This window comes from Oscillibacter sp. MSJ-31 (assembly GCF_018918025.1).
Classification (GTDB): domain Bacteria; phylum Bacillota; class Clostridia; order Oscillospirales; family Oscillospiraceae; genus Hominicoprocola.
The window spans coordinates 1-13,301 of sequence record NZ_JAHLPT010000016.1 but is presented as its reverse complement, the minus strand read 5'-3'; the positions used below and the strand labels follow the sequence as shown (position 1 = coordinate 13,301).

Genomic DNA, 13,301 nt, shown 5'->3' with positions numbered 1-13,301 from the left:
GGAGGCTTTGCCGCATTCCATCATTATATAATATAAGGAAGCCGCTCTGCCCACGGCAGAACAGCTTTTCGTTCAATCCTCCAGCATGGCGACGGCGCGCACGGGCGAGCCGTCAGCGTTCCTGAAGCGCAGGGGGAGCGTCGCGTAGGGGAAGGTTTTCCCCACAAGGGAGGCGAGATTGCAGAGATTCTCCGTGTTCACAAAGCCTGCGCCGAGCAGGATCTTGTGCACAGGATAGTCCACCGTGTCCATTGGGTCGATGGAGATGGCGTCGGTGCCGACGCCCTTGAGCGGAAAGGCGGCAAGGTACTCCGCCGCCTCAAGCGAGAGCACGGGGAAGGGGGAGAAGTACTGCTCGCTGCCCCAATATTTCTCCCAGCCGGTGTAGAAGAGCAGGAAGTCTGCGGCCTCGATCTCCGAGGCATGGAGCTGGAGCCACGCTTTGGGGATCTCCTTTCCCGCAAGGGCGGAGCAGTCGAGCACATAGGCCGTGCCGATGTACTTGTCCGCCGGAAATTGATCGAGCGTCTTGCCGTCGCGCAGCATATGCGCGGGGGCGTCCATGTGCGTGCCGGTGTGGGAGCCCATCGTCAGCAGCGTTTCACGGAAGCCGTGCTGCTCAAAGGTGTTCGAGGGCGTGAGCTTCGGCGGCTCGGTCTCGGGATAGACGGGCATGGCCTCTTCAATGAGGTGGGTCAGGTCAAGAATTTTCATGGCGCTTCTCCTTTTCCAAAAAAATCATCAGGGCGGCGAGGTCGGCGGGAGAGACGCCCGAAATGCGCCCCGCCTGTCCGAGCGAACGGGGACGGATGGCGGCTAACTTTTCCCGCGCCTCGAGCCGCAGGCCGTCGATGCCGGAATAGTCAAGCTCCTCGGGCAGCAGGCGGCTCTCGAGCCGCGTAAACTCCTCGACCTCAGCCATCTGGCGGCGGATGTAGCCCTCGTACTTCACGGTGATCTCCACCTGCTCGGCGACGTCCTGCGGGCAGGCGGCGCAGCCGGCGTCGAAGGCCCGCAGATCGTTGTAGCGCAGCTGCGGGCGGCGCAGCAGCGCGATGAGCGGGCTGCCGTCCGTGATCTCCGCCGTGCCGCGAGAGCGCAGCAGCGCGTTGAGCGCTTCGCTCGCGGGAAGGCCGGTGTGCTCGAGCCGTTTGATCTCCCGCGCGACGGCGGCGTACTTTTCCTCCACGGCGGCAAGACGCTCGTCGGAGATGAGGCCGATGTCGTGCCCGAGCTTTGTGAGCCGCCGGTCGGCGTTGTCCTGCCGCAGAAGCAGGCGGTATTCGCTGCGGCTCGTCATGATGCGGTAGGGCTCGTTCGTACCCTTGGTCACAAGATTGTCGATGAGTGTGCCGATGTAGCTCTCCGAGCGGGAGAGGACAAAGGGAGACTGCCCCGCGAGCCTGCGCGCGGCGTTCACGCCGGCAACAAAGCCCTGTACGGCGGCCTCCTCGTAACCGGACGAGCCGTTGAACTGCCCCGCGCCGTACAGCCCCGCGATGGCTTTCGTTTCCAGCGTAGGCTTGAGCGCGGTGGGGTCGATGCAGTCGTACTCAATGGCGTAGGCGGGGCGCATGATCTCCGCGTGCTCAAGCCCCGGAATGGTATGGACCATCCGCACCTGTACGTCCTCGGGCATCGAGGAGGAAAAGCCCTGAATGTACAGCTCCTCGGTATCAAGCCCCATCGGCTCGATGAAGAGCTGGTGGCGGGGCTTGTCCGCGAAGCGGACGATCTTCGTCTCGATGCTCGGGCAGTAGCGCGGCCCGATGCCCTCGATCACACCGGAGTAGATGGGGCTGCGGTCGAGATTTTCGCGGATGATGCGATGTGTCTCCTCGTTCGTGTAGGTGAGGTAGCACACCGCCTGATTGCAGGGAACGTGCTCGGTCGTGAACGAGAACGGCAGCGGCTCGGCGTCGCCATCCTGCCGCTCCATTTTGGAGAAATCGACGCTGCGGGCGTTGACGCGCGGGGGCGTGCCGGTCTTGAAGCGGCGCAGAGGAAGTCCGAGCGCGCGCAGCCGCTCCGCGAGCGGCAGGCTTGCGTGCATCCCATCGGGGCCGCTTGACTGAATACATTCGCCCACGATGGTGCGCCCGTCAAGGTAGGTTCCCGAGCAGAGGATGACGGCCTTTGCGCCGAACACCGCGCCCGTCGCGGTGACGACGGCGGAGACTGCGCCGTTTTCCACGCGCAGCTCCACGATCTCCGCCTGCCGGAGCGTCAGGTTTTCCTGCCGCTCGAGCGTATGCTTCATGATCTGCTGATAGCGGCGGCGGTCCGCCTGCGCGCGCAGAGACCACACGGCGGGGCCCTTGCCGCGGTTCAAAAGGCGGTACTGGATGCAGGCGCGGTCGGCGGCCTTTGCCATCTCGCCGCCGAGCGCGTCCAGCTCGCGCACAAGATGGCCCTTACCCGTGCCGCCGATGGCAGGGTTGCAGGGCATATTGCCCACCGCGTCAAGGTTGATGGTGAAGCAGACCGTTTTCCGTCCCAACCGCGCGCTTGCGAGCGCGGCTTCAATGCCGGCATGGCCCGCGCCGATGACGGCAACGTCGTAGTCGCCGGCAAAAAATTCGTACATAGGCGTCCTCTCGCCTCCCGAAGAACAAAATTGGATATATTATTTTACCACAGGGCTTTGAGCGGAAACAAGCAAAACGAATTAGCGTAAAGCACAAAACGACGAAAATATTTTTGTGAAATATGTGGAAAATCACGCTTGCGCACTTGACAGAGAAGTGGTATCATACTCTTGGAATTGAAAAGAGAAAGGAGCGTGAGAACCAATATGATGTTTGAAAACTTCAAGGGCTTCGACGTCGATGACATGATCTTCGGCACGACGGAGCAGATCGTCAGCGAGCGCTGAGCGACCAAAACGGAACCACGCAGGGATGCGTGGATTTTTTGTTTTTATGGGGCAGTTTGCACCGTTGACGATAAAAAATTGGGAAAATCCGCCGCCGAGGCGGATTTTTCTTGCCTTTCGCGCGGCGGTATGATATACTTTTTCGGCTAATGCAGTATGAGAAGAGGAGATCACCATGGCTGTTATCGAATACGATTCCTATAAGCAGAAGCTGCTCGCCATGAGCGACACGTTTGAAAACCTTCAGAAGGCGCTTGACATCGAATCCTCCAAGCACGAGATCGCGCGGCTCGAGGCCGAGGCGCATGAGGACGGCTTCTGGAACGACATCGAGCGCTCGCAGGCCAATCAGATGCGCACCAAGCAGCTGCAGAATAAGGTCCACCGCTTTGAAAAGCTCGTCTCCACGCGCGACGACCTGCTCGCCCTCATCGACATGGGCAACGAGATGGACGACGCCAGCCTGCTGCCCGAGCTGGAGGAGGGCTTCGCCGATCTGGAGAAGCGGATCGAGGAGGTCCGCCTCACGACGCTGCTCTCCGGCGAGTACGATAACTGCAACGCCATTCTGACCTTCCACGCTGGCGCGGGCGGCACCGAGGCGCAGGACTGGACGCAGATGCTCTACCGTATGTATATGCAGTGGGCAAACAAGCACGGCTTCGAGTTCGAGATGATGGACTATATCGACGGCGAAGAGGCCGGCATCAAGAGCGCGACGGTCATGGTCAAGGGCGAGAACGCCTACGGCTATCTCAAGAGTGAGAACGGCGTCCACCGTCTGGTGCGCGTTTCCCCCTTTGACGCGAACGCCCGCCGCCAGACGAGCTTCGCCGCGCTCGAGGTCATGCCCGAGCTGCCCAACGACATCGAGGTCGACATTCGACCCGAGGACATTGAAATGCAGGTCTACCGCTCCTCCGGCGCGGGCGGCCAGCACGTCAATAAGACCTCGTCTGCGGTGCGTCTCATTCATATCCCCACCGGCATCGTCACCGCCTGCCAGACGCAGCGCAGCCAGTTCCAGAACCGCGACTACGCCATGCAGATGCTCAAATCCAAGCTCATGGAGCTGAAGATCCAGCAGCACGCGGAGAAGATCAGCGACCTCAAGGGCGTGCAGCTCAAGATCGAATGGGGCAGTCAGATCCGCTCCTATGTCTTCATGCCCTACCAACTCGTCAAGGATACGCGCACGGACTACGAGACCGGCAACATTCAGGCGGTCATGGACGGCGACCTCGACGGCTTCATCAACGCCTACCTCACCAAGGCCGCGAACGGCGAACTGAAAAAATAAAGAAAAAGGTGCTCTGTCCGCCGGGCGGAGCACCCTTTCACGCACGGAGATACGGAAAATGGACGAGAATATCAGAGAAGAGATCCTACAGGAAAATAAAATGGGCACCATGCCGGTCGGCAGGCTGCTCTTCAGCATGGCGGTGCCGATGATGGTATCCATGCTGTTTCAGGCGCTCTACAACGTGGTGGACAGTATCTTTGTGGCAAAGCTCAGTCAGGACGCGATGAACGCCGTGTCGCTCGCGTTCCCGCTCCAGACGCTGTGCATCGCCTTTTCCGGCGGCACGGGCGTGGGCATGAACGCCCTGCTCTCCCGCTCGCTGGGCGAGAAGAATCAGGCGGGCGCGGACCGCGCGGCGAATGTCGGCCTGTTCCTCACGCTGTGCAATTTTGTGCTCTTCGCCCTCATTGGCTGGACGCTTGCGGGACCGTTCTTCCGCTTTCAGACGGACAACCCGCAGATCATCACTTACGGACGCGGCTATGTGACCGTCTGCATCGGCTGCTCGATCGGCCTGTTCTTCCAGATGTATAATGAGCGCCTGCTGCAATCGACGGGACGCACGAACCTCTCCATGATCACGCAGATCGCCGGCGCGGCCACCAACATCGTTCTCGACCCCATCCTCATTTTCGGCCTGCTCGGCTTCCCGCGGCTGGAGGTCGCCGGTGCGGCGATTGCCACCGTTATCGGTCAGCTCGTCGGCGCGTCCATCGGCTTCTATCTCAACCTCACGCGCAATCCCGACGTGCATCTGCGCCGCCGCGAGATCCATCCCCACGCCGCGACGATCAAAGAGATCTACGCGGTCGGCGTGCCGTCCATCATCATGCAGTCCATCGGCTCGGTGATGGTGTTCGGCATGAACAAGATCCTCATCTCCTTTACCGAGGCGGCGACGGCAGTGTTCGGCGCGTACTTTAAGCTCCAGAGCTTCATTTTCATGCCCATCTTCGGCCTGAATAACGCGATGGTGCCTATCATTTCGTACAACTACGGTGCGGGCAAGCCGGAGCGCTTCCGCAGGACGATCCGCCTTTCGGCTGTCACAGCCATTGCCATCATGTGCGTGGGTCTTGCGCTCTTCGAGATCATCCCCGGTACGCTGCTCAGTCTCTTCTCCCCCTCGGAGGAGATGCTGACCATCGGCAGGACCGCGCTGCGCATCATCGGCCTGACGTTCCCGCTCGCGGGCTTCTGCATCGTCTCGGGCAGCGTCTTTCAGGCGCTCGGCACGCCGTTTTACAGTCTGATCGTCTCGGTCTGCCGCCAGATCTGCGTGCTGCTGCCGGTGGCGTATCTGCTCTCCCTGACCGGACGGCTGGAGCTGGTGTGGTGGTCGTTCCCCATCGCCGAGCTCGTGAGTCTGACGCTCTCGGCCATCTTTCTGCGCAGGACGCTGCGCGCGGCCGGCGAACGCCTGAGCCAAAAATAAAAAACAGGAGACGCCGTCCGATGGATGGCGTCTCCTTGCTGTATTCTGCGCTTACAGCCCCAGACCGGGGATGTTCAGACCGCTGGTGAAGCTGTTCATGCGGTTGCTCATCGCGTCGTCCGCCTGCCGCAGCGCCTCGTTGACCGCAGAGATCACGAGGTCCTGCAGCATCTCGACGTCCTCGGGATCGACCGCCTCGGGCTTGATGGTGAGCGCGGTGATCTCCTTCTTGCCGTTTGCCGCAGCGCTGACGGCACCGCCGCCGACGCTCGCTGTGAAGGTGGCCTCCTCGACCTCCTGCTGAGCCTTCGCCATCTCCTGCTGCATCTGCATGAGCTTCTGCTGCATCTGCATCTGCTGCGCCGCCTGTCCCGCGCCGTTCGAGAAGCCGCGGCGCGCGCTGTAACCCTTTGCCATATCCGTATTCCTCCTGATGTTACTTGATGTTGAAGTTATCGAACTTGCTGCCCATACGCAGCAGGTCCTGGAATTTGTCGCGTTTTTTCCCGTCCTCCGGCTCGCCGACCACGAAGCGCACGGCAATCGCCTGACCGACACTCTGGCCCGTCACCTCGCGCAGCACCGAGGCGACCGCCTCGGTATCGAGCATGGCCTTCGTCACCGCCGTCGGACAGTAGACCGTCAGCACGCCGTTGGCGAGCCGTCCGTCCGCCTGACCGACGAACGCACGCTTGTCGGGCGTGAGTCGGTTTTTGTAGCTCTCCATCAGCGCGAGCCAGATGTCGCTGTCACCGGTCGGTGCGGACGCTTCCGCCTTCGCCTCTGCGGCCTGCGGCGCAGGAGCCGGCGTCGCGCTCTGCGGACGTTCCGGCTCTGCCGGCTCGCCGTAGGGCGGGGGAGCGTCGTCAAAGGATCCGTCCGCCGGCGCGGGCACGCTGTCCTCCCACGGGGGCGGTGCCTCGTCCTCCACGGCTGTCGGCTTCGCCGCAGTCTTTGCGGGAGCGGGCTTCTCCGCCTGCGCTGCGCCTTCTGCGGCGGAATAGCGCACGCCCGTGGCCATCTGCTGTTCGAGCCGTGCGAGCCGCGCGTTGATGGCGCTCAAATCGCCGGAGAGCGTTTCGTCGCAGAGCTTCAGGAGACACAGCTCCGCATCCGTGCGGCGGTTGACGCTCACGTTCATGTCCGCCGCTGTGCGCTGGAGCGTGGTGCAGATGGCGATGAGCCGCGCACTGTCAGCCTGCCGCAAAAGGCCGTCCATCGTCTGGCTGTCGTAGCCGCCCGTGAGCAGCGCCGCGCCGCCCTCGGGAGCCGTTTTGGAAATGAGCAGGTCGCGCGTGAGCGCGGACAGCTCGCCGAGCACCGCGCCCACGTCCTTGCCGCTGCCGTAGAGCCGGTGGAGCAGCAGCAGCGCGGCCTTTGTGTCGCGCCGCAGAACGCAGTCCATCAGCTGCGCGGTCTGGAGGTTGCCCGCCAGTCCCAGCGCGTCGAGCACCGCCGCGCTGTCGATGGTCCCGCCCGCCGCCGCACACTGGTCCAGAAGGCTCAGCGCGTCGCGCAGCGCGCCGTCGGCAATGTGCGCGAGCAGCTCCGCGCCGTCCGGCCGGAGGTCGATGCCCTCCTGCTCTGCGATGTAGTTCAGCCGTCCCACGATCTCGCGCGGCAGAATGCGCCGGAATGCAAAGCGCTGGCAGCGCGAGAGAATGGTCGCGGGCACCTTGTGCAGCTCGGTCGTCGCCAGAATGAACATCAGGTGTTCCGGCGGCTCCTCCAGAATTTTCAGCAGCGCGTTGAACGCCGCGATGGAGAGCATGTGCACCTCGTCGATGATGTACACACGCTTTTTCACCTGCGCGGGGGAGTAGATGGCCTCGTCCCGCAGCGCACGGACGTGGTCCACGCCGTTGTTCGAGGCGGCGTCGAGCTCCATCACATCGAGAAAGCCGCCGGACTCGATGCCGAGGCAGCTCTGGCATTTGTTGCAGGGGTTACCATTCTCGGGGTGCTCGCAGTTGACTGCCTTGGCGAGGATCTTTGCGCAGGTGGTTTTGCCCGTGCCGCGCGTGCCGGTGAAAAGGTAGGCGTGCGAGAGCCGTCCCTCCGCGACCTGCCGCTGCAGCGTTTCGGTGACGTGCTCCTGCCCAACCACGTCGGAAAAGGTTTTGGGCCGCCACTTGCGGTACAGCGCCTGATACATACCACATTGCCCCTTTCGTGAGGATAGAAAAGGTCCTCCGTATACAGCTGCGTGACCGGCGCCCTTGCGGCACATGACTGGTCCCGCTTAATGCTGCTCGGTTCCCCGCCTGACATGGTTCGCGGGCATTCATTGCGCAAGACCGATCCCGCAGCTGTATGCGGAGGACGGATAACAAAAGATATTATACGATACGGCTCTCGGAAAGGCAACAAAAATTTTTTGAAAAAAGTGAAAAAAGGACTTCACAAATGAGAAAAGCTGTGGTATGATATGCGGGCTGAAAAGTTCATGGGCCTGTAGCTCAGTCTGGGAGGGCGATCCCGACATAAAGCGGGCCCACTTGATGATCGATATTTTCAGCCAAGTTAATATTTGGGCCTGTAGCTCAGTTGGGAGCGCAAGCGGTATGGTTTTAGCCCCCACTTTTGGTCCGGTAACTCAAATGCTACGCATTCGGGTTACATCTCAATTTAATAGTTAGTCAGGTAACTCGTATGGTATCCCATACGGTATAGTTACGGGCCTGTAGCTCAGTTGGGAGAGCGTACGGTTCGCATCCGTAAGGTCGTGGGTTCGAATCCCTTCAGGTCCACCATCAAGCAGAAGTCTGAAGCAGAGATGCTTCGGACTTCTGCTTTTTTTGCGTTTCCTGCTCCAAAGTAAACACCTTGAAGTCCTCAAAGGATACGTTAAACTCTATCTCTATCTCATAGTCCTTATGAACATACACGCCCTTTACAAACTGCGCGACGATCATTTTCTTCGCCTCAAAGGAGCAGTTATCGTACATTTCGGCCCAGCTCACGATTTGCGAGTATTCGGCCTGTATGCTCTGTGTACTGGCGATGCAGTGCTCAAGAGACTGCTGCGCTTCTTCAACGGCTGTCTCAGCCGCTTTCAGCGCGGCCTGTGTTTCCGTTACAAGGCTGTTGAGAAAGTCCACGTTGAACTTGCTGATGCCTTGTGCAACCTTGATACCCTCGGCCTTTAGTGCTTCGTACTCCCGCATTTTGTTTCGCTGGTTATCCTGTGCCAGTTTCAGCTTTGCCGTAGCCAATTCAACGTCTCGCGCCTGCTGTTCCCGAACGATCGCTTGTGCAGGGGCATTCTTGATGTGCTCAAATTGCATACGGATCACACGGTCTACGATGGCGTCCAGCTTTGTCACACCGTAGCCAGACTGCCCATCACACGCCCCAGGGTGCCGCTTGTTGTAATGGCATTGGTAGCGGGCGCGGACCTCACGGCGAACGGTGCCGTCCTTTCGCACATACTTTCTGCCGCTCGTTGTCAGCGTGAGCCGACCGCCGCAGTGACCGCAATAGATGTTTCCCACCAGCAAGGACTGCCCGCGCGTGTTGAGCGGGACTTCATTGTGGTGTGTCTTGCGTTTTTCCAACACCTCTTGCGCTCTGCGGAAAATATCATCATCAACGATACGCAGTTCCTCAATAGGCTCGGACTTGCTTTCGCCGTTGCTGATAATTCCCGTATAGAGTACATTTTTAAGAATGCGGTTGATGGTCGTTGTCGGGATATTTCCACCGCGCTGATTACGGATTCCCTGTTCGGACAGGAAATTGCAAAGGCGCTGCGCTCCATAGCCCTCAAACACGCACTTCTGAAAGATAAGCCGCACGATCTCCGCCTCATCCGGAACGATCTCCAAATCATAAACTTCCTTATTGCGCTTGTTCGTTCGTCCTCTATTGATGGGGCGATAGCCGTAAGGGATCATCCCGCCGGTGTAGTGGCCCTCTTCGGTGAGCTGACCGATCCTCGTCTTGGTACGGATAGAGGTCTTGATGCTCTCACCGGATGCCTGCCAATAGCGGATGTAGTTCAGGAGCTTGTCCACATGGGTATCAAACCTCTGCTGTCCCTCGGTCGCGCTCCATACCTCAATGCCATTCTTGACAAACCACTCTACAACAAACGGCGTCTCGTCGTCGCGGCGGCCTAAACGGTCGAACATGAACACAAGGAGAATATCAAACTTTCCTTGCAGGGCATCTTTCTGAATTTCCAAAATGGCGTCACGGTCCTTTGCAGATACCTTGAAACCTGAAATACCCTTTTCCGAAAACTCCTTGACGATCTCCCACGTTCCCATTTGCTGACAGTATTCCCGACAGCGCTTTCTCTGCATGGGAATGTCGTCCTTTTCCACCTGCTCTAAGGTTGAGACACGATATAGGCAATAGACACGTTTTTTCTCTAAATCTGTGTTCGATAAAATCATATATTCCTCGCTTTCTTGGCGAAGGTGTATATATGACTTCCAATTCAATTTTCAAGGTTCATATCTACACCTATATTATCTCATAATCGAAGAATTATTGCAAATTTCCACAATTTTTGACACTGGTGGCCGCAGATACCAAAATCGACCGAACGGACTGTACCACTTGCGGATTATTCTCTTTCTGATACCGCACCATAACCTTGCAGCCGTCTATATAAAACGGCTCAGTTTTCTTTGGAACACGCGCGCTTTTCTTACTTGTGCTCTTCTTCATTTCGAGTCCTCCATGTAAACCGTCTGAAATCGACAAAAACCGCGTCCTCATGCAGACGCGGTTTTGAAATATTGTTTGTAAACTGCTGACATGGTTTCAGGAACAGACCGGACGGCGGCTGGCACCACCTGCATGGGACTCTCACCCCCTGCGGTTCTCGCAGATCGCCCCCATTGCCTGCGACGGCTCACGGTCCGTCAGGACCGCTTCACGCTCGGACTGTGGCTGGGCGAATGTATCATTATCCTGACGTACAGATCATCGCCACAGGCCCGCCACGGCCTGCTGTGCGTCAAAGGACCGCTCCCCCTTTTCCTCCTTTCTCGGCGGGATCATGGCCTGTCCCTTTCGCACGGCTTTTCCCTTTCGGGCTGCACATCAAACGTATCCGGTTGACCTATTCAGTTCTCGGCTGTCGCCAGCTCGCATGAGCGCATTGCTCATAGTGCGCCCATGCCAACCGGCGGCAACATTGAAAGGTCCTATCGGGAAAGGCGGCATCCTGCCGCCTTTTCCCCTTTGCATCAGTCACGGAGATATGCTGCCAGCATATCAATAAACTGCGTATTGGTCGGTGGCTGCACCAAAGGGATGCCCATGATAAGGTTCAGAAAACTGTGGTCCGGATACCTCCAGCACGTTTGAATCACTGTCCGCAAATTGCGCTCCACGCAGTTGCTCGACGTATGAAATACCCGCGCGGTATCCCGATAGAGACGCTTGGTAATGAGTTCAACGCATTCGGGGTGCTCCCGTGCCTGTTCGATCATGTACGCTGTCTGGCGAAAGCCTGCCAGCTTACCAGAAGCGCCGAGCATACAGCGTAATATTGCCGTTTGCATCTTCGGCCTTCATATAGGCAACTTCGGTACCGCCATGAGGTGTGAACTTAACCTCTGTTATACCCTCTGCCGCCAAAGCGACGGTAGGTAGCAAGCTGATCACGAGAGAGAGTGACAGCAAGATGGATAGTAGCTTATGTTTCATAATGGTCCTCCTACAGTTTATATTTTCCGCGGCTCCCCGCGGTTTGGGATACTCATTTTGCCGGAGATTCACTTAGAATCGCTGTACATTGGCTCAAAGGTCTACCTGCACAGACCGGACAACCGCATCTTTGCTTTCCTGTGCGGCTGCAAATCACAGCGCTCCAAGCGTGGCTGTTCTCACATAGCCACCACGCCCTTCGACGGCTGCCAGATGTTACCTGCTGTGGTGTAAGCTCACCATTGAGCGTTGGATGCCACTGCGAGGCAATCACCGGCTCTTTTGTCGCGAGATCATTGAAACCGGCGAGCACCTTTCGACCAGCGCAGTACGGGCAACCGCTTTGATCTTTTACGCGATGTGTAACGCTGGAGTAAAAGGAGTGCCGCTTTTTACAGTGCCACCACACACGGCGGTTGGCCTTTGGTGCCACCATCTCCGGTGTCAGTTTGCCGTTTTTCTTTCGGTCCCATTGTGCGGCAAGCTGCGGATATTGTGAGGCGAGGTCGTTTTTGCCGGGGATGACCGATTGCCCTGCGCAGACCGGACAGCCCGAGCCACGCGCACGGGATGCTATAGATGAGAAATAGCTATGTCCCTTGGGGCAGAGCCACCATGCTTTTTGTTGTGTACCTGAAGCAACTTGCGTCGGTAATAGGGGAGCATTCTTTTCCGCATCCCATTCGGCAACAAGCGCGGGATACTTTGCCGCGAGAGAGTTTTCATCCGACAGCACAACACGTCCGGCACAAATAGGGCAGCCTGTCCCCTGTGTACGGCTTTTGACCACGGAGCAGTAGGAATGCCCCTTGGGGCAGAGCCACCAGACCTTTTGATGGCTGCCCATCGACACATCGGATGGGGTTTTGCCGCTGTTTTTCTCCGTGTCCCACTCGCGCAGCAGCTCGCCGCGACCGCTTTCGGCGCAGAATGCTTGCAGGCTTTTCCCTCTTTTTTCACTTCCCATAAAGAACACTCTTCTGCTTTCGGCAATTTCCTGCACAGACAGGGCAGCCGCTGTGCTGCGCGCCTGCGCGCGTATCAACACGAGTGCGCCAAACATGGCCCCGCGGACATTGCCACCACACGGGCTTGCTGCTTCCAACCGTCACCATTTCCGGCGTCAGCTCGCCATTGAGCGTTGGATGCCATTCGCTCGCGACGTCAGGCGCGAGTGTCGCAAGGTCATTATAACCGGCGAGGACCTTTCGACCCGAACAGTAGGGACAGCCTTGCTCTCGCGCTGTGCGTAACGCAACACGCATGGGAAAGGAGTGACCGCGAGCACAACGCCACCAAATCATTGCGGAGCTGCCGCGGGAAACATCATCCGGCGTTTTGTCACCGTTTTTCTCTGCGTCCCATTGACGCAGCAGCTCATCGCGTCCGTTCTCGGTGCAGAACTCGCGCAGGCTCTTCCCCATGCTTTCACTTCCCACATAGGACGGAATCGGTATTCTGTTCTATATGAAAAAGACGGAATCGGTATTCCGTTCTACGCCCTACGACCGAACCGATGCAACATTGCCCTAAAGTGGCTATAAAGAGTTGCTGAAAGGGGAATTTTGCGTATAGAAGTACAGGTCTCAAAAATAAGGTTTTTTGAGACTGATTTTTCCATGCCCTTAATCGGTTTACTATTGATTTTGACCGACTATTATGTTATATTTTCAGCAGAAAACGACACAAGTGCTATGTATGCTGAGATATAATTTAGACGGAATACCGATTCCGTTCTAACTGACTAACCCCAGCCGCTCCAGCTGCCGCTGGTGCTCCGCGCCGCTCTCAATGAGATAGATGCGCGTCGTCTCGATGGAGCTGTGACCGAGCATATCCGCGAGCTTCACGATGTCGTGGTACACACGATAGTACGCCGTGGCAAACAGATGGCGCAGATTGTGCGGAAACACCTTCGACGGCGCGACGCCCGCCTTTTGGCATAGGCGCTTCATTGCACTCCATATCTGCCGCCGGTCCATACTCCTCCCGCCCGTGGTGAGAAAGATCTCGCCGTGGGCGAT

Annotated in this window: 13 protein-coding genes, 1 tRNA gene and 1 other RNA gene; 3 read left to right on the top strand and 12 right to left on the bottom strand. The window is 58.3% G+C overall.

The window, feature by feature from the left end:
* Positions 1-72 precede the first annotated feature (72 nt).
* Both KQI17_RS10130 and mnmG read right to left on the bottom strand, forming a co-directional pair.
* Entirely contained in the window at positions 73-714 is a 642-nt protein-coding gene (locus KQI17_RS10130; RefSeq protein WP_216496073.1) for a cyclase family protein, read from the bottom strand.
* The gene (gene mnmG / locus KQI17_RS10125) at positions 701-2,587 is read right to left on the bottom strand and encodes a tRNA uridine-5-carboxymethylaminomethyl(34) synthesis enzyme MnmG (protein WP_216496071.1); all 1,887 of its coding nucleotides are present in this window, start codon (positions 2,585-2,587) and stop codon (positions 701-703) included. Before mnmG ends, KQI17_RS10130 begins: the two co-directional genes overlap by 14 nt.
* 463 nt (positions 2,588-3,050) lie before the next feature.
* Between mnmG and prfB the strand changes: the two genes are divergently transcribed.
* Complete coding sequence (gene prfB / locus KQI17_RS10120; protein ID WP_022019236.1) at positions 3,051-4,175, top strand: peptide chain release factor 2; 1,125 nt, start codon at positions 3,051-3,053, stop codon at positions 4,173-4,175.
* Between the two features lie 58 nt (positions 4,176-4,233).
* Entirely contained in the window at positions 4,234-5,613 is a 1,380-nt protein-coding gene (locus KQI17_RS10115; RefSeq protein WP_216496069.1) for an MATE family efflux transporter, read from the top strand.
* Positions 5,614-5,664: 51 nt separating this feature from the next.
* Here KQI17_RS10115 and KQI17_RS10110 read toward each other — a convergent pair whose 3' ends face one another.
* From KQI17_RS10110 to ffs, 3 genes are all read right to left on the bottom strand, one after another.
* Positions 5,665-6,030 carry a YbaB/EbfC family nucleoid-associated protein gene (locus KQI17_RS10110; protein ID WP_216496067.1) on the bottom strand — a complete coding sequence of 122 codons (366 nt, stop codon included), beginning with the start codon at positions 6,028-6,030 and terminating at the stop codon, positions 5,665-5,667.
* A gap of 19 nt (positions 6,031-6,049) precedes the next feature.
* Positions 6,050-7,768: a DNA polymerase III subunit gamma/tau gene (dnaX, locus tag KQI17_RS10105; protein WP_216496065.1), complete on the bottom strand. Its 1,719-nt coding sequence runs from the start codon at positions 7,766-7,768 to the stop codon at positions 6,050-6,052.
* Between the two features lie 49 nt (positions 7,769-7,817).
* Positions 7,818-7,917: signal recognition particle sRNA small type (gene ffs / locus KQI17_RS10100), an RNA gene on the bottom strand.
* A 373-nt stretch (positions 7,918-8,290) separates the two neighbouring features.
* On the opposite strand from ffs, the gene KQI17_RS10095 reads away from it, so the two are divergent.
* Positions 8,291-8,366: transfer RNA gene (locus KQI17_RS10095), tRNA-Ala, on the top strand.
* Here KQI17_RS10095 and KQI17_RS10090 read toward each other — a convergent pair.
* The 7 genes from KQI17_RS10090 to KQI17_RS10060 form a co-directional block, all read right to left on the bottom strand.
* Positions 8,367-10,013 carry a recombinase family protein gene (locus KQI17_RS10090; protein WP_216496063.1) on the bottom strand — a complete coding sequence of 549 codons (1,647 nt, stop codon included), beginning with the start codon at positions 10,011-10,013 and terminating at the stop codon, positions 8,367-8,369.
* 94 nt (positions 10,014-10,107) lie between these two features.
* Complete coding sequence (locus tag KQI17_RS10085) at positions 10,108-10,290, bottom strand: hypothetical protein (RefSeq protein WP_216496061.1); 183 nt, start codon at positions 10,288-10,290, stop codon at positions 10,108-10,110.
* A 524-nt stretch (positions 10,291-10,814) separates the two neighbouring features.
* Positions 10,815-11,108, bottom strand: a complete 294-nt coding sequence (locus KQI17_RS10080; protein WP_253285777.1) for a sporulation initiation factor Spo0A C-terminal domain-containing protein — start codon at positions 11,106-11,108, stop codon at positions 10,815-10,817.
* Positions 11,089-11,277, bottom strand: a complete 189-nt coding sequence (locus KQI17_RS10075) for a hypothetical protein (protein ID WP_216496058.1) — start codon at positions 11,275-11,277, stop codon at positions 11,089-11,091. Before KQI17_RS10075 ends, KQI17_RS10080 begins: the two co-directional genes overlap by 20 nt.
* Before the next feature lie 52 nt (positions 11,278-11,329).
* On the bottom strand, positions 11,330-12,340 hold the full coding sequence (locus KQI17_RS10070) for a zinc-ribbon domain-containing protein (RefSeq protein WP_253285776.1): 1,011 nt from the start codon (positions 12,338-12,340) through the stop codon (positions 11,330-11,332).
* The gene (locus KQI17_RS13920) at positions 12,234-12,701 is read right to left on the bottom strand and encodes a zinc-ribbon domain-containing protein (protein WP_216496054.1); all 468 of its coding nucleotides are present in this window, start codon (positions 12,699-12,701) and stop codon (positions 12,234-12,236) included. Before KQI17_RS13920 ends, KQI17_RS10070 begins: the two co-directional genes overlap by 107 nt.
* 312 nt (positions 12,702-13,013) lie before the next feature.
* Positions 13,014-13,301, bottom strand: a 288-nt coding sequence (locus KQI17_RS10060; RefSeq protein ID WP_216496053.1) for a tyrosine-type recombinase/integrase, incomplete at its 5' end; no start/stop codon positions are given.

What these genes read in the sequence shown, in the direction of transcription:
- dnaX (WP_216496065.1), bottom strand. Translation starts at nt 7,768, where the DNA reads ATGTATCAGGCGCTGTACCGCAAGTGGCGGCCCAAAACCTTTTCCGAC.
- KQI17_RS10110 (WP_216496067.1), bottom strand. Translation starts at nt 6,030, where the DNA reads ATGGCAAAGGGTTACAGCGCGCGCCGCGGCTTCTCGAACGGCGCGGGA.
- KQI17_RS10090 (WP_216496063.1), bottom strand. Translation starts at nt 10,013, where the DNA reads ATGATTTTATCGAACACAGATTTAGAGAAAAAACGTGTCTATTGCCTA.
- KQI17_RS10075 (WP_216496058.1), bottom strand. Translation starts at nt 11,277, where the DNA reads ATGAAACATAAGCTACTATCCATCTTGCTGTCACTCTCTCTCGTGATC.
- mnmG (WP_216496071.1), bottom strand. Translation starts at nt 2,587, where the DNA reads ATGTACGAATTTTTTGCCGGCGACTACGACGTTGCCGTCATCGGCGCG.
- KQI17_RS10130 (WP_216496073.1), bottom strand. Translation starts at nt 714, where the DNA reads ATGAAAATTCTTGACCTGACCCACCTCATTGAAGAGGCCATGCCCGTC.
- KQI17_RS10085 (WP_216496061.1), bottom strand. Translation starts at nt 10,290, where the DNA reads ATGAAGAAGAGCACAAGTAAGAAAAGCGCGCGTGTTCCAAAGAAAACT.
- KQI17_RS10115 (WP_216496069.1), top strand. Translation starts at nt 4,234, where the DNA reads ATGGACGAGAATATCAGAGAAGAGATCCTACAGGAAAATAAAATGGGC.
- prfB (WP_022019236.1), top strand. Translation starts at nt 3,051, where the DNA reads ATGGCTGTTATCGAATACGATTCCTATAAGCAGAAGCTGCTCGCCATG.
- KQI17_RS13920 (WP_216496054.1), bottom strand. Translation starts at nt 12,701, where the DNA reads ATGGGGAAGAGCCTGCGCGAGTTCTGCACCGAGAACGGACGCGATGAG.
- KQI17_RS10070 (WP_253285776.1), bottom strand. Translation starts at nt 12,340, where the DNA reads ATGTTTGGCGCACTCGTGTTGATACGCGCGCAGGCGCGCAGCACAGCG.
- KQI17_RS10080 (WP_253285777.1), bottom strand. Translation starts at nt 11,108, where the DNA reads ATGCTCGGCGCTTCTGGTAAGCTGGCAGGCTTTCGCCAGACAGCGTAC.